General features: G+C 60.2%; 16 protein-coding genes and 1 pseudogene. 6 read left to right on the plus strand and 11 right to left on the minus strand.

Going from position 1 to position 24,659, the window contains the following annotated elements; translation table 11 throughout:
• The first annotated feature begins 112 nt into the window (after positions 1-112).
• The 4 genes from GCN78_RS23370 to GCN78_RS23385 all read left to right on the plus strand — a co-directional run bounded on the left by GCN78_RS23370 (position 113) and on the right by GCN78_RS23385 (position 4,771).
• Positions 113-1,108 carry a BMP family lipoprotein gene (locus GCN78_RS23370; protein WP_152253829.1) on the plus strand — a complete coding sequence of 332 codons (996 nt, stop codon included), beginning with the start codon at positions 113-115 and terminating at the stop codon, positions 1,106-1,108.
• An 81-nt stretch (positions 1,109-1,189) separates the two neighbouring features.
• Positions 1,190-2,719: an ABC transporter ATP-binding protein gene (locus GCN78_RS23375; RefSeq protein WP_152253830.1), complete on the plus strand. Its 1,530-nt coding sequence runs from the start codon at positions 1,190-1,192 to the stop codon at positions 2,717-2,719.
• Positions 2,716-3,795 carry an ABC transporter permease gene (locus GCN78_RS23380; protein ID WP_070219324.1) on the plus strand — a complete coding sequence of 360 codons (1,080 nt, stop codon included), beginning with the start codon at positions 2,716-2,718 and terminating at the stop codon, positions 3,793-3,795. The genes GCN78_RS23375 and GCN78_RS23380 overlap by 4 nt, the downstream gene beginning before the upstream one ends.
• Before the next feature lie 4 nt (positions 3,796-3,799).
• The gene (locus GCN78_RS23385; protein ID WP_034754516.1) at positions 3,800-4,771 is read left to right on the plus strand and encodes an ABC transporter permease; all 972 of its coding nucleotides are present in this window, start codon (positions 3,800-3,802) and stop codon (positions 4,769-4,771) included.
• A gap of 513 nt (positions 4,772-5,284) precedes the next feature.
• Here GCN78_RS23385 and GCN78_RS29785 read toward each other — a convergent pair.
• Positions 5,285-5,869 (minus strand): annotated as a pseudogene (locus tag GCN78_RS29785) (NUDIX domain-containing protein); the annotation flags it as partial.
• 86 nt (positions 5,870-5,955) lie between these two features.
• Between GCN78_RS29785 and GCN78_RS23395 the strand changes: the two are divergent.
• On the plus strand, positions 5,956-6,720 hold the full coding sequence (locus tag GCN78_RS23395; RefSeq protein ID WP_152253832.1) for a DeoR/GlpR family DNA-binding transcription regulator: 765 nt from the start codon (positions 5,956-5,958) through the stop codon (positions 6,718-6,720).
• Positions 6,721-6,755: 35 nt separating this feature from the next.
• On the opposite strand, the gene GCN78_RS23400 is transcribed toward GCN78_RS23395, so the two are convergent.
• The 10 genes from GCN78_RS23400 to puuE all read right to left on the minus strand — a co-directional run bounded on the left by GCN78_RS23400 (position 6,756) and on the right by puuE (position 23,984).
• Positions 6,756-7,826: a S1/P1 nuclease gene (locus GCN78_RS23400; RefSeq protein WP_152253833.1), complete on the minus strand. Its 1,071-nt coding sequence runs from the start codon at positions 7,824-7,826 to the stop codon at positions 6,756-6,758.
• A gap of 8 nt (positions 7,827-7,834) precedes the next feature.
• Positions 7,835-9,064: a phospholipase D-like domain-containing protein gene (locus GCN78_RS23405; RefSeq protein WP_152253834.1), complete on the minus strand. Its 1,230-nt coding sequence runs from the start codon at positions 9,062-9,064 to the stop codon at positions 7,835-7,837.
• Positions 9,065-9,081: 17 nt separating this feature from the next.
• Entirely contained in the window at positions 9,082-10,779 is a 1,698-nt protein-coding gene (locus tag GCN78_RS23410; RefSeq protein ID WP_226939790.1) for a bifunctional metallophosphatase/5'-nucleotidase, read from the minus strand.
• A 156-nt stretch (positions 10,780-10,935) separates the two neighbouring features.
• On the minus strand, positions 10,936-14,382 hold the full coding sequence (locus tag GCN78_RS23415) for a TonB-dependent receptor (RefSeq protein WP_152253835.1): 3,447 nt from the start codon (positions 14,380-14,382) through the stop codon (positions 10,936-10,938).
• Positions 14,383-15,175: 793 nt separating this feature from the next.
• The gene (locus tag GCN78_RS23420) at positions 15,176-16,663 is read right to left on the minus strand and encodes an adenosine deaminase family protein (protein ID WP_152253836.1); all 1,488 of its coding nucleotides are present in this window, start codon (positions 16,661-16,663) and stop codon (positions 15,176-15,178) included.
• 43 nt (positions 16,664-16,706) lie between these two features.
• Positions 16,707-18,023: a guanine deaminase gene (gene guaD / locus GCN78_RS23425; RefSeq protein ID WP_152253837.1), complete on the minus strand. Its 1,317-nt coding sequence runs from the start codon at positions 18,021-18,023 to the stop codon at positions 16,707-16,709.
• Between the two features lie 9 nt (positions 18,024-18,032).
• Entirely contained in the window at positions 18,033-19,100 is a 1,068-nt protein-coding gene (gene xdhC / locus GCN78_RS23430; RefSeq protein WP_152253838.1) for a xanthine dehydrogenase accessory protein XdhC, read from the minus strand.
• 9 nt (positions 19,101-19,109) lie between these two features.
• Positions 19,110-21,455, minus strand: a complete 2,346-nt coding sequence (gene xdhB / locus GCN78_RS23435; protein ID WP_152253839.1) for a xanthine dehydrogenase molybdopterin binding subunit — start codon at positions 21,453-21,455, stop codon at positions 19,110-19,112.
• A 10-nt stretch (positions 21,456-21,465) separates the two neighbouring features.
• Complete coding sequence (xdhA, locus tag GCN78_RS23440) at positions 21,466-22,932, minus strand: xanthine dehydrogenase small subunit (protein WP_152253840.1); 1,467 nt, start codon at positions 22,930-22,932, stop codon at positions 21,466-21,468.
• 98 nt (positions 22,933-23,030) lie between these two features.
• Positions 23,031-23,984 (minus strand): allantoinase PuuE, encoded by a 954-nt coding sequence (puuE, locus tag GCN78_RS23445; protein ID WP_152253841.1) that lies wholly within the window; start codon positions 23,982-23,984, stop codon positions 23,031-23,033.
• A 121-nt stretch (positions 23,985-24,105) separates the two neighbouring features.
• Between puuE and uraH the strand changes: the two genes are divergently transcribed.
• On the plus strand, positions 24,106-24,459 hold the full coding sequence (uraH, locus tag GCN78_RS23450) for a hydroxyisourate hydrolase (RefSeq protein ID WP_152253842.1): 354 nt from the start codon (positions 24,106-24,108) through the stop codon (positions 24,457-24,459).
• Positions 24,460-24,659 lie beyond the last annotated feature (200 nt).

Genomic DNA, 24,659 nt, shown 5'->3' on the forward strand with positions numbered 1-24,659 from the left:
CAATGTTGATAAGGAATTATCACCTCGTGCATCAAAAACAGGCTAAATCGGCCCCAAATTATATGTTTCACCTATAAAAAATATACAATATCGATCTTCCAGGAGCCAATTCATGAAACTTACACAATTTAGTTTGACGATCGCAGCCGTATTTCTGACTGCTCAAGCGTCCGCGGCTACCCCAAAACTGGGTGTCGTGTATGACGCGGGCGGCAAGTTCGACAAGTCGTTCAACCAATCCGCTTTCGAAGGCGCCTCGCGCTTCAAAAAAGACACGGGCATTTCCTTCATCGAAGTGCAAGCCTCGAGCGATACGCAGGCTGAACAAGTCATGCGTGGCCTGGCCCGCAAGAAACTCGACATGATCGCCGCCATCGGCTTTGCGCAAACGCAAGCCGTGCAAAAGGTCGCCAAGGAATTTCCAAACGTCAAATTCGTGCTGATCGACGGCCAGGCCGCCGGCAGCAACGTCAATTCCGTCGTCTTCAAGGAAGAAGAAGGCTCCTACCTGGTGGGCGTGGCTGCGGCCATGGCCAGCAAGAGCAAGAAGGTCGGCTTCATCGGCGGCATCGATATTCCCCTGATCCGCAACTTCGCCTGCGGCTACGCGCAAGGCGTCAAGGCCGTCAATCCGAAGACGGAAATCACGCAAAACATGGTCGGCACCACGTCCGGCGCCTGGAATGACCCGGCCAAGGGTGGCGAACTGGCCCGCTCGCAATTCGAGCGCGGCGTCGATGTCGTCTTCGCCGTTGCCGGCGGCAGCGGCATGGGTACGCTGCAAATGGCCAAGGAAAAAGGCAAGCTGGCCATCGGCGTCGATTCGAACCAGAATCATCTGTATCCAGGCAGCATCCTGACCTCGATGGTCAAGCGCGTCGACAACACCGTCTATGACAGCTTCATGCAAGTCAAGAACGGCACCTGGAAGGGCGGCGTCAGCTATAAAGGCTTGAAAGAAGGCGGCGTGGATTGGGCGCTCGATGCGAACAACCGCAAGCTGATCACGCCGGAAATCGAAAAACGCGTGTTGGGTGCGCGTAAGGACATTATCGATGGCAAGATCAAAGTGATCGATTACCGCGTCGGCAGCAGCTGCCCGGTTTAATTTTTCTCCGTATCTTTTAGCGCGCCGCCGGGGCCTGTCTCCGCGCGGCGCGTTTCCATGAAACTATCCAGTTATGAACCTATGCAGCCAGCAGTAGAATTTCGCAGCATTTCCAAGCAGTTTGGACATGTGAAGGCGAACGCCGACGTCAGTTTCTCCATCGCCAAGGGCAGTATCCATGGCCTGGTGGGAGAGAATGGCGCCGGCAAATCGACCTTGATGAGCATCCTGTACGGGTATTACCGTGCCGACGGCGGAGAAATCTTGCTCGACGGAAAAGTACAGCCTATCCGCAACAGCCAGGAAGCGATCAATCTCGGCATCGGCATGGTGCACCAGCATTTCATGCTGGTCGAGAACTTCACCGTCCTCGACAATATCATGCTGGGCACGGAAGGCGGTTTTCGCCTGGCCAGTCACCGCACGGAAGCGGAGGCCAAATTGCGCGAGATTTGCGCGCGCTACCGCCTCGACGTCGACCCGCTGGCGAAGATCGAAGACCTCTCCGTGGGCGCGCAGCAGCGCGTGGAAATCCTCAAGCAGATTTACCGCAGCGCCAATATCCTGATCCTCGACGAGCCGACGGCCGTGCTGACGGCCCAGGAAACGGCGTCGCTGTTTGAAATCCTGCGCCTGTTCAAGGAGCAAGGCAAGACCATCATCCTGATCACGCACAAGCTGCAAGAGATCCTGGAAATCACCGACAACGTCACCGTCATGCGCGGCGGCACGGTGGTGGGCGCCGTCGCCACGGCGACCACCTCGAAAGAGGAACTGGCCAACATGATGGTCGGCCGCCCCATCCAGAGCCATCTGCCGCGCGCGCCCTACAATCCGGGCGCCACGGTACTCGAAGTGGACGGTTTGCAACTGGCCGACGAGCAGCAAGTCAAGCTGCTGGCCGACATCGGTTTCAACTTGCGCGCCGGCGAAATCGTCGCCATCGCGGGTGTCTCGGGCAATGGCCAGAGCGAGCTGCTGGAAATCCTGTCGGGCATGCGCTTGCCCACTTCGGGCACCTTGCGCTTCCAGGGCAAGGACTTGCCGTTTGCCAAGCGCCACGATGCGGACGGCTTGCCGCTGGCCTTCCGCGACCTGGGCATCGCCCACATTCCGGAAGACCGCTTGCGCGACGGCGTGGTGAAAAATTTCTCCGTCATGCAAAACACCATCCTCGGTTACCAGGATCACCTGAAGAACCGCTGGGGCTTGTTCAACTTCAAGGCCATCGGCGCCCGCTGCGCGGAACTGCTGAAAGCCTTCGACGTGCGCCCGGCCAATCCGGACTTGCGCATCGGCCTGTTGTCCGGCGGTAACCAGCAAAAGGTGGTGATCGCGCGCGAAGTGCTGGCCAAGCCGAAACTGATGCTGGTGGGACAACCCACGCGTGGCGTCGACATCGGCACCATCGAAAGCATCCATACGCAATTGCTGGCCCTGCGCGACGCGGGCGTGGCGATCCTGCTGGTGTCCGTCGAACTGGAAGAAGTGCGGGCGCTGGCCGACCGCATTCTCGTCATGTGCGGCGGGCGCATCACCGGCGAACTGAAAATTGAAGAATTCGATACCACCCGCATCGGTCTGTTGATGGGGGGAATGCATAAATCATGAATAACGACTTGCCACGCTGGGCGACAGCCTTTGTCATGCCCATGTTAAATCTGCTGTCGGCCTTGCTGGTCGCGGCCCTGGTGATTTATATGCTGGGCGAAGACCCGGCCGAATCGCTGTCGATCCTCGTCCACAGCGCCATCCTCAATCCGGAAGGCTTGAGCTATACCTTGTTCTACGCCAGCACCTTCATCTTCACGGGCCTGTCGGTCTCCGTAGCGATGCAGGCCGGCCTGTTCAATATCGGTTCCGAAGGCCAGATGTATATCGGCGGCCTGGGCTTGACGGTGGCCATGCTGGCCTTCGACCAGACCCTGCCCGCCTGGCTCTTGATTCCCGCCGCCATGATCGGCGCGGCCCTGTTCGGCGCCCTGTGGGGTTTCCTGCCCGGCTATCTGCAAGCCAAGCGCGGCAGCCACATCGTCGTCACCACCATCATGTTCAACTTCATCGCCGCCAGCCTGATGAACTTCATCATCGTGAAGTACCTGATCCCGCCGGGCGAGCAGAACACGGCCAGCCGCGTGTTCGCGGAAAGCGGCGAAATGCCGCGCCTGTCCACCTGGTTCCCGTCGCTGGGCGACACGCCGCTGAACATCAGCTTTATCCTGGCGATTGCCGCGCTGGTCATCTATGGCGTGATGGTGTGGCGCTCGTCGTGGGGCTTCAAGCTGCGCGCCACGGGCCTCAACAAGCATGCGGCCCACTATGCGGGCGTGTCGATCAGCAAGATGATCATCGTCGTCATGCTGATCTCGGGCGCGCTGGCGGGCTTGGGTTCCGTCAATTCCATCATGGGCTCGACGCACTACCTGTCGCTCAACTTCGTCGGCGGCGCCGGCTTCATCGGCATCGCCATCGCGCTGATGGGCCGCCAGCATCCGGTCGGCATCTTTTTGTCAGCCGTGCTGTTCGGCGCGCTGATACAGGGCGGTTTTGATTTGTCGCTGGAAAAACCGAATATCCCGACCGAAACGTTCATTTTCATCCAGGGCTTGATCATCCTGTTCTGCGGCGCCATGGAAAACTTCTACGCACCGGCCATTTCCGCCCTGCTCAAGCGCACCAAAGGCTAACACCATGACACTCGACGACTTTCAATTCGCCAGCATCCTGGTATCGACCGTGCGCAATGCGCCCGTCCTGATCTTTGCCGCCATGGCCGGCCTGTTTGCCGAACGCAGCGGCATGATCGACATCGGCCTGGAAGGCAAGATCCTGGCCAGCGCCTTCGCTTCCGCCGCCGTGGCCTACACGACGCAAAACCCGTATTACGGCATGGCGGCCGGCATGCTCGTCTGCGTCGCCCTGGCCCTGCTGCAGGCGTACGTCAGCATCACGCAAAAGGGCAACCAGCTGGTGGCCGGCATGGCGATCAACATCGCCATGAGCGGACTGACGTTCGTGCTGGCGCAATTTTTCTTCCAGCAAGGCGGCCGCACGCCCGACCTCGGTTCGGCGCGGCTGTTCGACGTGGTCTTGCCGGGCACGCAGTACGTGGAACACATCCCCTTCATCGGCTGGGTATATGCCCACCTGATCGGCGGCCATTCCATCCTCGTGTATGTGGCCTTCCTGCTGATCCCGCTCGTGCACTGGCTGCTGTACCACACGCGCTTCGGCCTGCGCCTGCGCGCCTGCGGCGAAAACCCGCACGCGGCCGACTCGGCTGGCGTGAGCGTGGAAGCGACGCGCTACCTGGCCATGCTGGTGGCCGGCATCCTGTGCTCGTTCTCGGGCGCCTATCTGGCCATCGTGCAAAGCGGCTTCTTCCTGCGCGACATGTCGGCCGGCGCCGGCTACCTGGCGCTGACGGCCATGGTGTTCGGCAACTGGCGCCCCGTCTACACCTTCCTCGGCTGCCTGATGTTTGGCTTCTTCGCCGCCATCCAGATTCAGATTGAAGGCGTGGACTTGCCGGTCGTGGGCCGCATCCCCGGCTCGCTGATCCAGATGGTGCCGTACGTCGTCACCGTGATCGTGCTGGCGGGCTTGATGGCGAAATCCATCGCGCCGAAAGCTATTGGTATCCCGTTCGTCAAGTCCCGTTAAGAGCACCTGAGAAAATACCCATGGCGTCGTTGCCTTGCCTCGTCGTACATTCGTACTGCCTTCGGCAAGACGCCTAGCCCTGGGCATTTTTCAGGCGCTCCCTAAAATGACAAAAAGCGAAGCCCGCGGGCTTCGCTTTTTTTACGCCTGAGCAATCTCGTCCAGCGAACAATACACGGGCAAACCAAGCTCTTGCGCCACGGCCACCATCTGGTCGGCGCCCTGCGACGCGCCGCCGATCCGCAGCACGGCATCGCAATGGCTGAGTAAGCGCACTGCATGCGCGTGGAACAGTTGCTCATACACGGCGTCGCCCACCTGCGTGGAACCGGCCAGCGCCAGCATGGGCAGAGCCAGCCATTCACCGAGCACGGGCATGTGGCCCTTGGCGTACAGCGGCGGGCAGACGGCTTGCATGGCCGCCACATTCGCCGCCATCTTTGCGGGATCGTCGCCCGTGCCGGAACGATACGGGCCAGCTACTAAAATCTGCAGTCCTCTTTTGCGCGGCATCAAGTGCAGTTGCGCATGCTGCAGCAGCATGATGGTCTTGCCGTCGCAGATGCGGCCATCGGCCACCATCTGCAGCGCTTGCGCCAGGGGTAGTTCCAGCACGTCGATATCCTCGCCCTCGTGCGCCAGGCCGCCACCGTCTCCGACGCGGCTGGCCGGATCGTATTCGGCGACAAAGAAATGCAGGCGTTCCGTCACGGAACCGGGGCTCATGAAAGCCTGGAATATCTTTTGTACCTGTCCCACCCGGTAACCGGTTTCCTCTTCCACTTCGGCGCGGATGCGCTGTTCCGCGCTGGCCTCTTCCAGCAAACCGGCCGCCGCTTCGATCAGGAAACCATCGTGGCCTTCGCGGTAGGTGGGAAAGCGGAACTGGCGGATCAGGATCACCGTGCGCTTGAGTTTGTTGTAGAGCAGGATGGTGGCGCCATCGCCGCGGTCATAGGTTTCCCGCGTCTGCGTCTGCCACTGGCCATCGCGGCGCAGGTAATCGAACGTGGTCTTTTGCAGCAAATACCAGTCGTGCGACAGGGTCTGCACGTGCTGGATGCGCACACGTTCCTGTTTGATATTTTCTTCGCGCATCGTGTCTCCTTGTGCTTGCGTGGATCGACTTTATCATGCAAACTCGTGCAATATCAAGAAAATACAAGAAGCCTCAAGAAAAAACTATGCTCACACATCAACGCAAACAATACCTGCTGGACCTGCTCCAGCGCGAAGGCCAGATCGTCGCCAGGGCCGTCAGCGATAGCCTGGGCCTGTCGGAAGACACGATACGGCGCGACCTGCGCGAGCTGGCGAAAGAGGGTTTATTGGAGCGCGTGCATGGCGGCGCCCTGCCCTTGCTGCCGCGTTCGCCCGCGCTGGCGCCGTTTGCCGGGCGCGAACAGATTGCGCCGGAAGCCAAGCCCGCCATCGGCCGCGCGGCGGCGGCCATGATACAGACGGGACAAGTGGTGTTCATCGATGGCGGCACGACGGCCGTGCAACTGGCGCGCCAGCTGCCGCGCGAATTGCGCGCCACCGTCGTCACGCACAGCCCCTCGATTGCCGTCGAACTGGTGAATCACCCATCGATCGAAGTGCTGATGCTGGGCGGGCGCCTGTACAAGCACTCGATCGTGGGTGTCGGTGCGGCGACCGTGGAAGCGATCGGCCGCATCCGCGCCGACCTGTATTTCATGGGCGTGTCCAGCCTGCATCCGCAAGCGGGCATCACCACCGGAGACCATGAAGAAGCGTGCGTGAAACGCGCCCTGAGCGAGGCGTCAAGCCGCACCATCGTGCTGGCCTCGCCGGAGAAGTTCAACACGGCCTCGCCGTTCCAGATCGCGCCGTTGAGCCAGGTCAACGACATCATCGTGCATCGCGACGTGGAAGACGCCATGGTCGCGCCCTACCGCGAGATGGGGATCAGCATCACCCTGGCATGAAAAAAGCGGCCCGCAGGCCGCTTTCGCATGACACTTTACTGCGGCCAGATCGCCTGCAACACGGCGGCCAGGTGATAGCCCGCCTCGATCAGCTGCTGCTTCGCCAGCGCCGAGCTGGGTACCGGATAATTGTCCGGCACGTTCAAGTTCCACACGTTGTAGACCTCGCCCTTGCGGCTGGTCTGCTGCGTGGCGGGGCCGGCCACCACGTCCGTGAAGGCAATCTTGGACGCGGCCAGCGAGGCATCGGCCCACTGATACGGCCAGGTGGCGGGCTCGCCGCTATTGCCGCTCACCACAGGTGCGCCGGCGATCACGGTACGCGCGAACTGTTGCGGCGTGCGCGTGCTCAGGCGGCGCATGGCGTAATCGACGACGGTCGTGTCCCAATACGCATGCAGGGGCTTGGTGGGCGACTTCGGATACGCGCTGGCGGGCTTGGCTACGCCATCCTCGGTCGGCAGCGGCGCAGGAATCACGGCATCCGACAGCGCCGTCATCTTCGCATCGTCGAGCAGCAAGTCGTTGCCGCCGCGCGCATTGAAAATGGCGACGTCATCGATCTGGGCCTGCGTGGCGGGCACGAAAAACTGGCCATCCTTGCCGAGAAACGCATTGCCCACATGCAGCGGCTGGTGGATATCGCCCACCAGATGCGTGATCAAAATCAAGGCTTCGCGCTGGCTGAAGCCATGCGGATTGCTGGCCGCATCTGCCTTGCCTTGCAACACGAGGATCGCCTGCTTGAGCGTCTGCACGATATCGACATCGGCCGTGCCCACGCCATGGTCATGGTAGTGCGCGTTCTGGAACGGCACATTCGTGTAATGGTATTCGCCATGCCTGGGGTTGGCGGCCACATAGGTCAGCATTTCCGGCGATTGCGGGCCGCAATACGTGCCCTTCACGCAATCGGGCCAGTTGGCGATCTTTTCCAGGCTTTCGCCGGGCAACAGCAACTTGGCTATCTGCGCCTGCGCCGCGCTGCCCTTGAGCAATTGATCGGCGATGGCGCCCACGGCGCGGTGGCCGTCGTTGCCCCACGCCAGCACATTACCGGAAGCGAAAGCGGCGCCCAGCGCCAGCACGGTCAGCAGTTTTTTCATGTTCACCATTACTCCTTGCCTTGCGGCGTGGCCTTGGCCGGCTTTGGATATTGCCTGTTGATGTCGATGGGCTGCGCATACGCCGAACTCCACGTCTGCTCATGCAGCGCGGCAATACGCTGCGCCATGATATCGTTGCGCAGCACCACTTCCAGGTTGCGCGACAAATCAAAATAGCCGCCCGCCCAGTTGCTCGTGCCGACCCAGGCCAGCTTGCCGTCGATGCTCATGGTCTTGCTGTGGATCACGCGTGCAAACGGAATGAAACCAGTCGACGCCGTGGGTATCGTCACGATGCGGATTTCCACGTTCGGCACCAGGGCCAGGCTTTTCAGGTAGGCGATGGCAGGTGCTTCCGTGTTCCAGGCGGACACCATCAGCTTGATTTTCACGCCGCGCTGGGCAGCTGCGCGCACGGCGTTGTCGATCACGGCGTAATACGGCCGTGTGCGGTTCGGGCCGTAGGACAGGGGCGCATAGTCGAGCAGCTGGATGCGCACTTCGCTTTTCGCTTCCGCCAGCAAGGCGGGCAAGCCCGTTTCCGAGTCGCCCACGCCAGCCGGGTTGTAGGCGTTCGGGCTGGCCAGCAGGAAAGCGTTTTGCGTGTAGTTGGCAGGCACGATCTTGCTGTTGAGCACCGTGGCGCGGCTGCCTTGCGACGTCAATGCCTGGGCCTGCCAATCCTGTTCGAAGATGGCTTGCACCTGACTCACCATGGCCGGCTCCGTGATTCTCAAGCCCGTTTCATGGATGTGCTCGAACGAGCGCCAGTCGAAATTCTGGCTGCCGATATATGCCACCTGACCATCGACGGCCAGGTATTTCGCATGCACGATGCCATTGCCCGTGATTTTATTGAAATCAATGAGGCGCAAGTCCAGGTTCGGAATCGCTTTGAGCTGGGCGATGGTGGCCGCTTCCGACAGGCCCACGCCCTTCTGGTCCAGCAGGAAGCGGATCTTCACGCCGCGCTGGCCGGCGGCCGTCAAACTGGCCAGCACTTTTTCAAAAGCCGTGCCCGGCTTGCTGACGGCATAGAACTGGGCGATGACGATCTCTTTTTTTGCCGAATCGAACAACTCGCGCCACACGGCGACGGGTTCGCGCAGATCGGGATTCGTCAAGCTCGTTTCCACGGGCGACGTGTGCACCAGCTCAAAGCCGGGAATGGTGAAGTCGGCGTGGGCCGTGCCCGCGAACAGACTGGAGAGAACGACAGAAACAAATAAACGACGCATGGTTAATCCTTGTAAAGTTATTTGACGCGCACGATGCGGCCGGCCGCCGTGGCGCTGCCAGCCGGCTTGCCGGCGCGCGCGCGGGCGATCAGGTAATTGCTGAAGGCGTCGATGTCACGCACGCCCGTGTCCAGGCGGCGCGTGCCGGCCGCCAGCACGGTGAAGCGGTCGCCGCCGCCGGCCAGGAAACTGTTGGCGGCGACACGGTATTGTTGATTGTCTTCAAGAGGACGGCCATTGAGCATGATGCTGCCCGCCACCACGCGCCGGCCCTGCGGCTGCGTGCTGTCCCAGCGATAGCTGAAACCTTCGGACACTTGCAGCAAGTTGCTCTCGCCTGCCTCTTCGCCCGGCCACTGCTGCTCGAGCAAGGTGCGGATTTGCGCGCCGGAAAGACTCACGACGATCAGGGTATTGCCGAACGGTACAACTGCCTGGTTCTGCCCCACGTCCGTCATCAGATCGGCGCCCGCTTCCAGGTCCTTGCGGATGCCGCCATTGTTCATCAGGCCGATTTGCGCGCCAGCAGCGCGCGCGCCGAACAAGGTGCTCTCGGCCACCAGGTCGCCCAGCGGGGAAGAGCCGCCGCCCTTGGTGCTGCGGCCCACGTTCGGCACGGCAATGGCGGCCACGGGACGCGACAATTCTTGCGCACTGCGCTGCTTGACCGATTCCAGGTAGGCTGCCACGGCCGGGTCCGGCTCATACATGCCTGGCAGCATGACGACGTTTTGCGCGCTGGCATCGATCAGCGCATTCTTGACGGGATCGACCTTGAGCTTGATGCGCGTCAACATGTGTCCGCCCATCTGTGCCTGCGTCACCAGGCGGCCATCGACACGGCACAGATAACCCTGGTGCGAATGGCCGCTGACGACCAGCTGGATCGCCGGATCGAGGCGTTTCACCACGTCGACCACTTCGCCCTTCAGGTGACTGCAATCGGGCTGATCGACGGCTTCCTTCGTCTCGCCGCCCTGGTGCAGCAGTACGACAAACACGCCCACGCCTTGCGCGCGCAACTGCGGCAAGGTGGCGTTGATGGCGTCCGCTTCATCGCCGAACTGCAGGCCGGCAATGCCGGCGGCCGTCACCACGGACGGCGTATCTTTCAGCACGGCGCCGATCAAGCCCACCTTGACGCCATGCGCCTCTTCGATGCGGTAGGCGGGCAGCAGGGACTTGCCCGTCTGCGTATCGATGACATTGGCCGCCATATAGGTGTAGCTGGCGCCCTTGAAGTCGGGCGTGAACTTGCACGCCTTGTCGGCGCGCGAGGAGTCGCAGCCGCCGCGCTGCTGGCGCAGCAACTCCGCCTTGCCCTGGTCAAATTCATGGTTGCCGACGGAGCTGGCTTTCATCCCCAGCATGTTCATGGCGACGATGCTCGGCTCGTCCGCCCACAGCGCCGACATGGCGGGGCTGGCACCGACCAGGTCGCCATTGCCGACAAAGATCAGTTGCGCATCTTCGCGGCGCCACGCCTTCAATGCGCCGGACAAGGTATCGATGCCGCCAGCCTGCACCGTCCTGCGCTCGGCATCGGCGGCGCTCGTGTAAGTGAATTTACTGCGGTCGAGGTTGCCGTGAAAATCGTTCAGGGCGACCAGGTTGATATCGACGGGCGCCGCGGAAGGCGTGGGAGGCGTGGCGCAGGCGGCCAGCAGCAATGTCAGGGCCGCCGCTGCGGCCAGTGGTGTCAGATAATGTTTCATGGTCCCCACATGGTTATCAGTATTCAAAAAAGCTATCTCATCCGGGGGGACGCCTCGCGCCGCAAGCCCATCCGAGCATTACAAGAAAGCAGAACATAAACGAAAAAACGGCCGGTGTCGCCACCAGCCGTTTGCAACTTCAATCAAGCGCCGAGATTAGAACTCGTACTTGACCGTAGCCTGGATCGCCCATTGGGACTCACCCTTGTTTTGACGCACATCATAGTTTTCCACTTTGTCGCGGACTTGATAGATGTAACGGCCTTGAGCATCGAGACCTGCGAAGTCAACAAAGCTGCGTGCCTGACCGCCACCGGATTGGAAGCCGATTTCATTGATACGGCCCCACTTGCGGTTGATCATGTTGCCCACGTTGAAGAAGTCCATCGTGAACACGCCTTTATTGCCTTTGAAGAAGCCTGGTACTTCCTGGCTGATACGCATGTCGAAGCTGTTGGTCCATGGTGCGAAGCTGCCATTACGGGAAGCAACACCACCGGCGGATTTTTTCAGATCCGGATTGCTGTTGACGAAAGCCCAGAAACGGTCTTCGTTGGCATGGTTGGTCGCGGTGTCGTTACGGAACACCACTTCACCCGAACCTGGTTTCGATGGAATGTACATCAGGTCGTTACCCTGCACGCCGTCGCCGTTCAAGTCATTGTTGACAGTCCAGCTGTAAGGCTTGCCCTTGCGGCCTTCATAGAACAGGCCGAAGCTTGTTTTATAGGTACCGAAGAAACGTTTTTGCCAGTTGATCATGGCATTGAAACGGTCTTTTACCAGGTAGCCCGAGTTCGCAGCCACTTCTTCATTCGGATTGAAGATACTGCGGGCGTTGAAGTTCGAGTTCGACACCGACGACGTCAGTGGCGACACTTCCGTTGCATCCGTGTAGGTGTAGGCAACCGACCAGCCGAAGCCTTTGGTCATTGGCTGGCTCAGCGACAGCGTCACCAGATTGCCCTCGCCCTTGTCCGTTTTCTTGGCAACGAGTACGTTGTTATAGGACGTATTTTTGAGGGCCCGCGATACAGCACCCGAGCAAACAGGATTGGCCGATGAGCTCAGCGAACCCGTGGCGGTCCAGCAAGCCGTATTGTAGGCATTGGCCGAATAGTACAAATTACGTCCATCCGAACCAGTTGCCGTCGGCGTACCCAAGTTCAGGTGCTCATAGTAAATCGCATCCTTGTTCTTGGTGCGCAGGTATTCTGCGCCAAAAACCAGACCCATCCATGGCAATTCATGCTCAAATGCCAGGTTGGCTTTCCAGATCGATGGCTGGCGCAGGTTCGGCGACAGGAAGTCGACGTTGGCGGCGGCATCGCCCAGATTGGTTGGCTGCTTGTCAGGGTCGGTGCTAAACAGACCTCCGACGATCGGGCACGGCTTGAAGCTGCCACCGCAACCGACGACGCGAGTTGCCATGCCGGAGTTTGCAAATGGGTTCGACATCCAGACGGTCGCTGCCGCACCTTGGAACAGGCCGGCACCGCCACGAATTTGCGTCGGACGGGCACTGTCAAACGTATAGTTGAAGCCGACGCGCGGCTGCACCAGGGTCTGACCATCGATGGTCTGGGTATTGTCCAGACCGAAACCGCCGGTCTGCGCCGTACCGCCCAGCCCCGTGCGGCCGCCCGTGGCAACACCGGCCACCATCGGCGCCGACGCGGCCACATTGCGCGTAGGACGCTCGCCAATGGCGGCTTTATCCACACGCACACCGTACTGAACGGTCAGGCGTTTGTTGACAGACCACACATCTTGCAGGAACAAGCCATAATTTTTCAGGCTGAAATCGGCAGCGGCACCGTCAAGCGTGCCACCTGCGACGGGAATTTGCACTTGGTACGAGCTAGGACGGCCAATGCGGAAATTCTCCAGGATCGCTTGCTGGATAGTCTCAGGCGACGAAGCAGTCGCACCGCCACAGGTCACGCTACCGAACGAATACTTATAGGTTGCCGAGCTATTCGTGCAATTGAACGTGTAGTTGCCGTTGATGTTTTGCGCAAACAGGTTATACACGTCGTTCTTGCTGTAATCACCGCCGAATTTGACTTCGTGGTCACCCAAAGCCCAGTTCGCACCCAGGTAGGCGTCCTTGGTCTTGGTGGTCAGCACATTCAGCTGACGGCTCATTTCCGTACCGAAGTTCAGGAAACGGTTATCGGTAGGAACGCCCGCTGGCGAGCCGGCAGGATTGGCGCCGCTAAACTGCAAGCCAATCGCAGGCAAGCGCGAGTTGTTCGTTGGCGTGCTTTCATAATCGCGCGACGACACCTTGAATTCGGTCGAGAAAGTCGGCGTCCAGTCAGCAAACCATTGGCCAACAACGGTTTCGATCTTCTTGTTCTGGGTGTACCAGTAAGAATTGAGCGACAAACCGGTAGCCGACACGCCTGGGAACATCGGTTCGGACTGGTCGGTTTTCGAATAGCGAACCATGGCACGATGGTTATCGTTGATATTCCAGTCCAGTTTCAACAGGGTATCATTTACCAGCAGTTGGGTACCCGCTGGTATTGCGTTGGTGCCGATATCGAGGCCATTGTAATTATTCTTGGCGATCGCTTGCGCAGCAGCAATCGCGGCATCGGAAATACCGACGTTGGTCTTGTTGCTACCCAGTGGGCCAAACGATGGCGCAGTACGCGTGCTTTCCAGGCGCTCTTTGTTGGCGAAGAAGAACAGCTTGTCCTTGATCAGCGGCCCGCCAACGGTCACGCCCTTGGTCGTTTCCCTGAACGGCTCTGGCGAGCTGTAGGTGTCCTTGGTATTGTCATAGCGGTCACCAGCCATCTTGTCATTACGGAAGACGAAATAGGCGCTGCCTTTGAACTCGTTGGTACCGGACTTGGTTACGGCATTGATATTAGCGCCGGTGTAGCCTTTTTGGGTCACGTCGTAGTTGGCGACGTTCACTTGCACGGACTGGATTGCCTCGATCGAAATCGGTTGTTTGGCTGTCGGGCTGCCGTTCGATTCCAGACCGAAGGTGTCGTTCACTGCCACACCATCGATGGTCATCGAGTTATAGCGGGAGTTCTGACCAGCAACGGACAATTCGCCGCGCTCTTTATCCGTTTGCGAAACACGCGGATCGGAACGGGCGTAATCTTGCAGATTGCGCTGGATCGACGCTTGCATAGCCAGTTCCGTTGGCCCGATGCTGGTGCCGGCGCCCATGTTGGATTTACTGAATTTATCCGAACGGCCGGCGCTGCCGGTCACGCTCACGGTTTGCATAGGCGCGCCCAAAGTGGCGTCCACGCTGGCCGTTTCAGCCAGTTGCACATACACGCCCTCGCGTTTTTCAACTTGACCGTTCTTGGTTACGGTGATGGTGTAGGGACCGCCTGCGCGCAAGCCGCGTGCAACGTAGCGGCCTTCCGCATCGGTCGTCACATTGCTGACGGAACCCGATTCGGTATGCACGATGGTGACGGTGGCGCCGGCTGCCGGCTGGCCGTCGGTAGAGGAAATGCGTCCGCCAATGGAGGAGGTAGTGTTCTGTGCGATCGATGGTATCGTCGCCAGTGCAATAGACAGGCTGAACGCGATTTGCGTTAGCCGAAGTCGTTTGTGATTGATCATCTTTAACCCCAGAAAAGACTATTATTTTTGAAAATCCTGGTTTGCCCCACCGTCCGGCTGCGCCGCACAGCAACACAAACACAAGATCTCCTCTTTACGATGCTGCAACTGTTACGCCGGCGGGACTGGCTGCGGTCCTGACAAGACCGTCACAAAACGCCGCTCCACACATCACAACCATTCATATTCAGACAATAACGGCGGAAAAAACGGCGACCGATCCGTACGACCCAGGGCGCTAGCACCTGTGTCATTCACCCGACATGCTTACCCGGCTAACATGGCAAGCCGCGAGTGTAATTGTTAAATATTTCAAGACTGTGACACGGCGGCAAAATGCAGAGGAATGTCGTCATTTAATTGCGCGACTGTTTGTTTCACTCTGCATCTCACCTGTATTTACCGCAAATACCCATCTTCATACGCTATCAACCATACGAATTGTGACTTTTTAATATCACATTCATCCCACTATGCATCATCAAAAAATGGATGACAAATACGTTTTTTTTTACATATTTATATATTTTAAGTATAAATAGCATGGGGTAACTAGCTGGATTGATATCGTGCTGACAGCGTCCGGGCTTATGGCGCGAGATTATAAATGAGCAATATGTAGTTGAAATTGATTCATCTAGGAAATTAGATAAAGTCGTGCATCTGCCGTCATTTGTGTCGCATGGCCGCCACAAAATTAACAAAAGAACATGAATGGGAGTTGAAGGGCCAAATGAAAAACGGCCGGAAGATCCGGCCGTTCCACGAGTATCAGTTGCTAACGTCGTGCAACTTACGGTTTCATACGCTTGCCTGCCTTGTCGGCGGCGGCAATTTGCGCTTCAAAACGGGTGAAACGGGCATCGAGCGCCTTCAGCAGACGTTGCTTGTCCGCTTCCGCCAGGAAAGAATACCGCAGGCTGTTGTACGACAGTTTTTTGATTTCCGCATAATCGGTCTTGTACTGGCTGGCAAACAGCACGTATTCATTCGACAGCGTATTGCGCGAGACGCCCGCGTCATCGGTGGAAATCACGAACGGCACGCCATACTTGCGGTACAGGGTAATCGGATGGGCCTGGCCCTTGATGCCGAGAATGTAATCATTGCTGGTCAGGTTCACTTCCACGGGTATGCCCCGCTCGCGCATCTTTTGCATGGTCGCCAGCGCATTGTGCTCGTACGCAATGTCCATGCCGTGGCCGATACGGTCGGCGCCCGCCACATCGACGGCTTCGGCGATATGGAACGCCATGCCTTCCGGCGGCACCATGCCCAGCGCCAGCTCGCCGGCGTGCAGGGCGATCTTGACGTTCGGGTATTTTGCCTTGAGGAACTTGAACATTTCCATGTGCAGGCTGTAATCGCGCATCGACACATTCACGCTTTCCTGGCCCACGATGTTCACGCCCACCAGCAGCGGATTCAGGCTGGCCGCCTTGAACGCGGCCACCATGGACGAGAACACTTGCGATGGCGACAGGAATCGCAGCACGTACGCCTGGTAGCGCATGGTGAAGTTCGCATCGTCGATGCCGGCGCTGCTGGCGTTGACGTTGTCGTTGTAGGCGGTGATGCTTTTCTGAAAGCTGGCATCCTGCTCGAGGCTCTGCGTCCAGTTGGCCAGCACGGCTTGCAACGCTGCCGGCGGCAAGCCCGGCGTCAGCACCTGCTGGTCGAACTGCGTGTTTTGCACGAATGGCGACAGTTCGAAAATCGTCTCGATGTAGCTGAGGTTTTCCGCGATGGCGCGCTGCTTCAGGGTTTTCAGGCCATCGGCCGTGTTCGTGGATGCCACGGGGCCGAAATAGCCGAAGGTGTCAAAAAAAGTGCGGTCCGGCGGCGTCTGGACGGCGCCGTGGTTATAGAAATCCTTGGTCGACCAGCGCTGCAGCAATTCCGCATACAGGCCCGGGTCGGCAAACACTTCCGTGGACGACAGGCAGGCGCGCTGCGCGGCCGGCTTGGCGCGCTCGGCCGCCACGACGTCCTTGTTGCTTTCGATGCGGTAGGTTGTCCTGTTGACGCAATAGTTTTCCTTGTCGACCCATTCGAGGAATTGCTCGGCGTAAATGGCGCCCGAGTAATGGTGATGCAGATCGCCGCCCTTGGGCATCATGGAAAAGAACAGGCTCAACTCGGCTGTCTTCGGTTGCGCACCCGCAAGCAGGGCGGCAAAATGGCGCGCGGTGGCCGCTTCGTTGGAAGACGGTGCGGCCTGCGCCGGCCCGGTCAATGCCAGCGCGGCGCCAAGCGCCAGGCCAGTGAGTTTCTTGTGCATTCGCGTTCTCGCTCAGGATAATTCGTGTTGAACAACGGGTAGGTCAGCCCTGCCCCCGCACATGCACGCACTGTCCGCCAGAATAGGTGGCGGCCACGGCGCGGTCGTCGCCCAGCAGCGCAAAGGCAAACAGCAATTCCTCCAGGCTTTGACAGCCGGCCGTCCGACGCTCGAGCAGCGGCGTCGATTGCTTGTCCAGCACGATGAAGTCCGCTTCCGCGCCCGCCGTGAAATTGCCCAAGGTGCCTTCCAGCTGCATGGCGCGCGCGGCGCCCAGGGTCGCCAGGTAAAACATGCGCAAGGCGGGCAGATAGCTGCCTTTCAAGCGTGCTACTTTATAGGCTTCGTTCATGGTTTGCAACATCGAGAACGAGGTGCCGCCGCCCACGTCAGTGGCCAGCGACAGCAGCACATTCGCCGCATCGGCCCGCTCGAAATCGAACAGGCCGCTACCGAGGAACAAGTTAGAGGTGGGACAAATGGCGGCCGCCGACGACGTCTCCGCCATGCGCGCGCGGTCGCGCTCGTCGAGCCAGATGCAATGCCCGAACATGGCGCGCGGACGCAGCATGCCGTACTGGTCGTACACATCGAGATAGCTGCGCGCCTGCGGGTGCAGTTCGCGCACCCAGCGGCATTCATCCGCGTTTTCCGACACGTGCGTCTGCAAATACGTATCCGGATAGGCGCGCGCCAGCTCGCCCGCCAGGTGCATCTGTTCATTGGTGGAGGTCGGCACGAAACGGGGCGTGATCGCGTACAGCGAGCGGCCATGCTTGTGCCAGCGCCGGATCAGCTCTTCACTTTCGCGCGCGCCCGACTCGGCCGTATCGCGCAGGAATTCGGGACAGTTGCGGTCCATCATGACCTTGCCCGCCACCATGCGCAAGCCGCGCGCCTCGCTGGCGCCGAAGAAGGCATCGACCGATTGCGGATGCACGCTGCCATACACCATGGCCGTCGTGGTGCCGCAACGCAGCAGTTCATCGAGGAAAAACTCGGCGACATCGCGCGCATGCTCTGGATTTTCAAACGCGCGCTCGGTGGGAAAGGTATACGTTTCCAGCCACGGCAGCAAACCGGGGGCGGGCGAGGCGATCATTTCCGTCTGCGGAAAATGCAGATGCGTATCGATGAAACCGGGCACGATCAGCTTGCCGCGGTAATCGACGATCTGCGTGTCGGGCGGCAGAGTCGCTTGCAACTGCGCGTAATCGCCGGCCGCCACGACCTTGCCGTCGGCCACGATCAGCAAGCCGTCCGCATGCCAGGCATGCGCCTCCTCGGTGAAAGCGGGATCGGCGTGGAAGTGCAGCAAGCTGGCACGGTAAGCTTGCAATGTGGCAGGAACAATCGGCATGACTTCTTTCTATAACGGGTGAATGGCGGCGCGTGGTTCGCGGCGCGGTGGCGCGCTGGCAGAGGCCAGCCGCAGCGGTGCGGCCAGGGCGGCAGCGGCCGTTTCCTCCCACACCATGAGTAGTTGACAGGCAACGGACGCGGCGATCACGGCCGGCGCCTTGTTGCGGATGCCGGGCATGCCGATAGGACAGACCATGGCGGCGATGCGCTCGTCCGGCACGCCGCGCGCGCGCAGCCGGTGCTCGAACTGCTTGCGCTTCGTGTGCGAACCGATCAAGCCGAACCAGCCCCCATCCTCGCGCTCCATGATGGCTTGCGTCAAGCGCTGATCGAGCGCATGGCTATGCGTCATGACGAGAAAACTGCCGCCCGGCGGCGCCATGGCGACAAATTCCTCGGGCGTGTCGGTGGCGGCGATGCAGACGTTACCTGGCAGTTGCGCGGGAAACATGTCTTCGCGTTCATCGACCCAGGTGATATTGCAAGGCAAGTGGCCCAGCGCGCGCACGATGGCGGCGCCCACGTGGCCGGCGCCAAACAAGGTCAAATGGGCGCGCGGCGCCAGGCAGGGATCGACCAGCCAACGCCGGCCGTTGCCATCTTGCGCGACATGGGTACCGCGTTCGCGCGAAAACGTATCGGGTGCCAGTGCGCCAGCGCCGGCGATCAGGCGACCGGCAGCATCGAAAAGCGCCGTCGCGGCTTCACCGTCGAGCGCCGTCAAACGCCAGCTGTCCTGCTGGCGGCGTTCGCGCAAGGCGGACAACACCGCATTCAGGCTCGCATCGACATACTCAAACGCCAGGTGGACGACGCCGCCGCAGCACTGACCCAAGCTGGGGCCCAGCGCGAAACGCTCGAGCCGCGCCTGCGTGTCGCCCGTGGCCAGCATGGTCTTGGCGATTTCCACGGCGCGTAATTCCAGGTGGCCGCCACCGATGGTGTCCACCTGGCCATCGAGGGTAACGCGCATCTTCGCGCCCGCCTCGCGTGGTCCCGAGCCTTCCACCAGGGCCACCGTCACCAGCACGGATGCCTGCGTGTCATTCTCGATTGCTGTCAGCCAGTCGCTCATCTTCTGCTCCTAGGCGCCGGTATGCGCCGCTTGCACGGCCATGACCGCCTTGAGGATTTCCTCGCTGGTGGCCGGGGCATTGAGCGGTGGCTGCACGGCGTGATGGCCCACGCTGGAAATGGCGTCGCGGATGGCAAAGAAGACGGAAAACGGCAACAGCAGCGGTGGCTCGCCCACGGCTTTCGAGCGGTGGATGCTGTCTTCCACATTGCGGTTCTGGAACAGTTTGACGCGAAAATCTTCCGGACAATCCGAAATACCGGGAATCTTGTACGTCGATGGCGCATGCGTCATCAGTTTGCCCGCCGCATTCCACCATAGCTGCTCCGTCGTCAGCCAGCCCATGCCCTGGATAAACGCGCCTTCCACTTGACCCAGATCAATCGCGGGATTCAATGACTGGCCCGCGTCGTACAAGGCGTCCGCACGCAGCAATTTCCATTCGCCCGTCAGGGTATCGACCACCACTTCGGCCACGGCCGCGCCATACGCGTAATACGAAAACGGATGACCCGTCATCGTCTTCGCATCCCACGACAAGCCCGGCGTGGCATAGAAACCATCCGACCACAGTTGTACGCGCGCCAGATACGCCTTCTGCACCAGCTCGGCAAACGCGATGACATGACCGTTCACGTGAACGTGGTTATCGAAGAAGCGCACAGCAGCGACGTCGCCGCCATACAGTTTGACCGCGTAATCGGCCAGGCGTTCACGGATCTGGCGCGCCGCATCCTGCGCCGCCTTGCCGTTCAGGTCGGCGCCGGTGGAAGCCGCCGTAGCCGACGTGTTCGCCACCTTGCTGGTGTCCGTGGCCGTGGCCCGCACGCGCTCCAGGTCCAGTCCCAGTTCGTGCGCCACCACCTGCATGACCTTGGTATTGATGCCCTGCCCCATTTCCGTGCCGCCATGGTTGACCAGCACGGAGCCATCGACGTACACGTGCACGAGCGCGCCGGCCTGGTTCAGATGCGTGACGTTGAAGGCGATGCCGAATTTCAAGGGCGTGAACGCCAGGCCCTTCTTCAGGATCGGGCTGGCCTCGTTGAACACATCGATGGCACGGCGGCGCGCGCGGTAATCGCTGCTCTCCTCAAGCTCGGCGACGAGTTCATGGATGACGTTGTCGACGATCTTCTGCCCGTAGGGCGTGACGTTGCGCCCTTCGACATCATTGCGGCCATAGAAATTGAGCAGGCGGATGTCGAGCGCATCCCGTTGCAAATGGCGGGCGATTTCATCAATGACATACTCGATGGCAATGGCGCCCTGCGGCCCGCCAAAGCCGCGGAATGCCGTGTTCGACTGGGTATTCGTCTTGCCGCAGGCGGCGCGGATATCCACGTCGGACAGGTAATATGTGTTGTCAAAATGACAGACGGCGCGCGTGGCGACGGGGCCGGACAAGTCGGCCGAATAGCCGGCGCGCGTGGTCATGTCGACCTTGGCGGCAAGGATCTTGCCCTCGTCGTCGTAGCCCACCTCATATTCGTAGTAAAAACAGTGGCGCTTGCCCGTCACCAGCATGTCGTCGTCGCGGTCGGCCCGCAGTTTCACGGGACGCTTCAGTTTCGCCGCCGCAATCGATGCCGCCGCCGCCCACAGGGCCGACTGCGATTCCTTGCCGCCGAAGCCGCCGCCCATGCGCCGGCATTCGACGGTGATGTTGTGCGAATGCACGCCCAGCGCATGCGCCACCACGTGCTGCATCTCGCTCGGGTGCTGGGTCGAGCACAGCACCAGCATGCCCTGCGCTTCCTTCGGAATGGCGTAGGAAATCTGTCCTTCCAGATAGAACTGTTCCTGGCCGCCCACATACAGCTGGCCCTTGACCACGTGCGGCGCGCGCTCGAACGCCGCCTGATAATCGCCGCGCGTCAGCTGCATCGGCGGCAGCACGTAGGATTGCGCCGCCTTGGCCGCCTGCGGCGTCATGATCGCAGGCAATTCCTCGTACGACACCTGCGCCAGGCGCGCGGCGCGGCGCGCGTGATCATGCGTATCGGCCACCACGATGAAGATGGGCTGGCCCACGTATTGCACCAGCTCCGCAGCCAGGATGGGATCGTCATGGATGATGGGACCGCAATCATTGGTGCCGGGAATGTCCTGCGCCGTATAGACGGCGACGACACCCTTCGCACTGCGCACGGCGGAGATATCCATGGCCGTGATGCGCGCGTGGGGCTTTTGCGACAGGCCCAACGCCGCGTGCAAGGTCCCCTGCAATTCGGCGATATCGTCCGTGTACGTGGCTTGCCCCAGCACATGCAATTGCGCCGATTCATGGGGGCTGGGCTTGCCCACGGCGGCCCAGGCGGCCGCTTGCAATTCGGGCGTGGCAGGATGGTTCATGCTGGTCCTTTCAGGCGCGGCAAGCGTAGGCGTTGACGGCAGTGCGCGGCAGCGGCGCACCGGGGCGTGTTTCCAGCCAGAAGCGGCGCAACAGGTTTTGCGCCGTCGTCATGCGGTAGGTGTTCGAGGCGCGCATGTCGGACAGCGGTGCGTAGTCGTCGGCCAGCAAACGCATGGCGATGGTCAGATTTTCTTCATTCCAGGCTTGCCCCCGCAAAAATGCTTCCGTTTGCGTGGCGCGCTGCGGCGTGGCTGCCATGCCGCCGAAGGCGATGCGCGCATCGACAATGCGCTCGCCATCGAGCTGGAAGGTGAATGCGGCGCAGACGGCGGAGATATCCTGGTCGAAGCGCTTCGCCAGTTTATACGTGCGGAATTGCACGTCGGCGCGCGGCAAGGGCACGCGCACGGCTTCGACGAATTCTCCCGGCTGCAGATCTTTCTTTTGGTAACCGAGATAGAAATTTTCCAGCGGCATCACGCGCTGGCCGCCGGGGCCGCGCAGCACGATGTCGCTACCCAGCGCGATCAGCCACGGCATCGAGTCGCCGATGGGAGAACCATTGGCCACATTGCCACCCAGGGTGCCCGCGTTACGAATCGGCAAGGAGGCAAAACGCTGCCACAGTTCCGACAATTCTTCGGGATAATGCTGGCACAGCGCCGCATAGGCATCGTTCAGACTGGCGCCGGCGCCAATCTGCAGCTTGCCGTCAACGATGGCTATCGTTTTCAGGGCGGCCAGGTTACCCAGATAAATGATGTCGCCCAGATCGCGCAATTGCTTGGTCACCCACAAACCCACGTCGGTGGAGCCGGCCAGCAGGCACGCTTGCGGCTTTGCCGCGCGCAGCGCCACCAGTTCTTCGATGCTGCGCGGCGCGTGGAAGTGCTGGCCGCCATGTTCATAGGTGCTCGCGCTGGCGCGCTGCAGCGCCTGCAGTTGCTGCGCCAGGGCATCGCGGTCAAACGTCACATGCGGCAATTCGCCCATGCGTTTGGCCGCATCGATGATGGGCCGGTAACCGGTGCAGCGGCACAGATTGCCCGACAGGGTATCGTCGATTTCGCCGCGCGTGGGCGCATCGCCGTTTTTCTGCAGATACATGCCCCACAAGGACATGACAAAACCGGGCGTGCAAAAACCGCACTGGGAACCGTGGCATTCGACCATCGCCTGCTGCACCGGGTGCAGGGCACCGTCGGGCTGCTGCAAGTCTTCCACGGAAAACAGGGCCTTGCCATCGAGGGTGGGCGTGAGCTGGATGCAGGCGTTGACGGCCTGCATCTCGACCTGGCCATCGACCAGGCTGCCGATGACGACAGTACAGGCGCCACAGTCCCCCTCGGCGCAGCCCTCCTTGGTGCCCGTGCAATGCAAATCCTCGCGCAGGTGCTGCAACACAGTCTGCGTAGGGGCGGCGTTGCGTACTTCCTGTACGGCACCACGGTAATAAAAGCGGATCGGTTCTGACATGCTGGCCTCGGTATAGTCCCAGTATAGGAGATTAACACCGGCATATGAGACAACTATATGCAAAGACTGATTTTACTTATCACTCCATATCAATAAACCTAGCCCTGGAACGGGTGCGTCGCATGCCAGTGTTCGGCGATATCGATGCGGCGCGTGATCCATACCTGTTCATGGCCCTGCACATAGTCGAGGAAGCGCGCCAGCGCCGCGGCCCGTCCCGGGCGTCCCACCAGGCGGCAATGCAAGCCCACCGACAACATCTTCGGCTGGTTCAAGCCGTTCGGATCGCCTTCCGCGTACAGCACGTCGAAGGCATCCTTCAGATAATCGAAAAACTGCGTGCCCGAATTAAAGCCTTGCATGGCGGCAAAGCGCATATCGTTCGTGTCCAGGGTGTAAGGCACGATCAGCTGCGGCTGCACGGTGGGCATGCCGGCGGCATCCGTGTACGCCACTTTCTCCCAGAAGGGAAGATCGTCGCCATAATAATCGGCGTCGTAGCGGAAACCGCCATGCTCGACCACCAGTTTGCGCGTATTCGGTGAATCGCGCCCCGTGTACCAGCCTTGCGGGGCGGAGCCCGTCAATTCACGAATGATCTGCACGGCTTCACGCATGTGTTCGCGTTCCGTCGCCTCATCCATGTTTTGATAGGAAATCCAGCGCAAGCCATGGCAGGCGATTTCATGCCCCAGTTCCTGGAATGCGGCTACCGCATCCGGATTGCGCTTCAAGGCCATCGATACGCCGAATACGGTCAGCGGCAGGCGCCGCTCCTCAAACATGCGCAGCAAGCGCCACAGCCCGGCACGCGAGCCGTATTCATAAATCGACTCCATGCTCAGGTGGCGCGCGGGAAAAGCGGCCGCGCCGATCATTTCCGATAAAAACGTTTCCGAAGCGGGATCGCCATGCAGCACGCTGTTTTCCGCGCCCTCCTCGTAATTGAGGACGAATTGCAGGGCGATGCGGGCCTTGCCCGGCCATTGCGGATGGGGTGGCGTGCGGCCGTAGCCGATCAAGTCGCGTGGATAATGTTCGTAATTGTTCATGCGGAGGCGCGCCTATAGGAGGACAATGTTGGCTATATGCCCAATCATATAGCCGGGCGCAGTCACCGGTATATGATTTGCACGATAAGCACATTCACTCACCCTATATACAGGATAGCAAATGGGAAAACTCAGCACGCATGTACTCGATATCGCCCACGGCAGGCCGGGAGCCGGCGTCAAGGTGGCCCTGTTTTCAGTCGCGCCGGAAGGCAAAGTATTATTAAAGATGGATATGACCAATAGCGATGGCCGCTGCAGCACGCCCTTGCTGGAGGGCGACAGCATGAAGGCGGGCCAATATGAGCTGGTGTTCAACGCAGGCGACTATTTCGCCGCCCAGGGCGTGGAATTGCCAACACCCCGCTTCATCGACCTGGTGACCCTGGCCTTCGGCATCGCACATACGGATGAAAACTACCATGTGCCATTGGTGGTGTCACCGTGGTCGTATTCGACTTATCGCGGAAGTTAAACGACGTTACATGACAAAAGCAGCGCACAGCGCTGCTTTTTTTATGTCCGCACGCGGTTATTGGAAAAAGCATCAGACGTAAAAAAACCCCAACCGGATCACCGGAAGGGGTTTTTTCGAATAACAAGCCTGACGATAACCTACTTTCACACTGGTTGCAGCACTATCATCGGCGCAAAGTTGTTTCACGGTCCTGTTCG

Source organism: Janthinobacterium rivuli, assembly GCF_009208735.1.
In the GTDB taxonomy this organism is placed as follows: domain Bacteria; phylum Pseudomonadota; class Gammaproteobacteria; order Burkholderiales; family Burkholderiaceae_D; genus Janthinobacterium.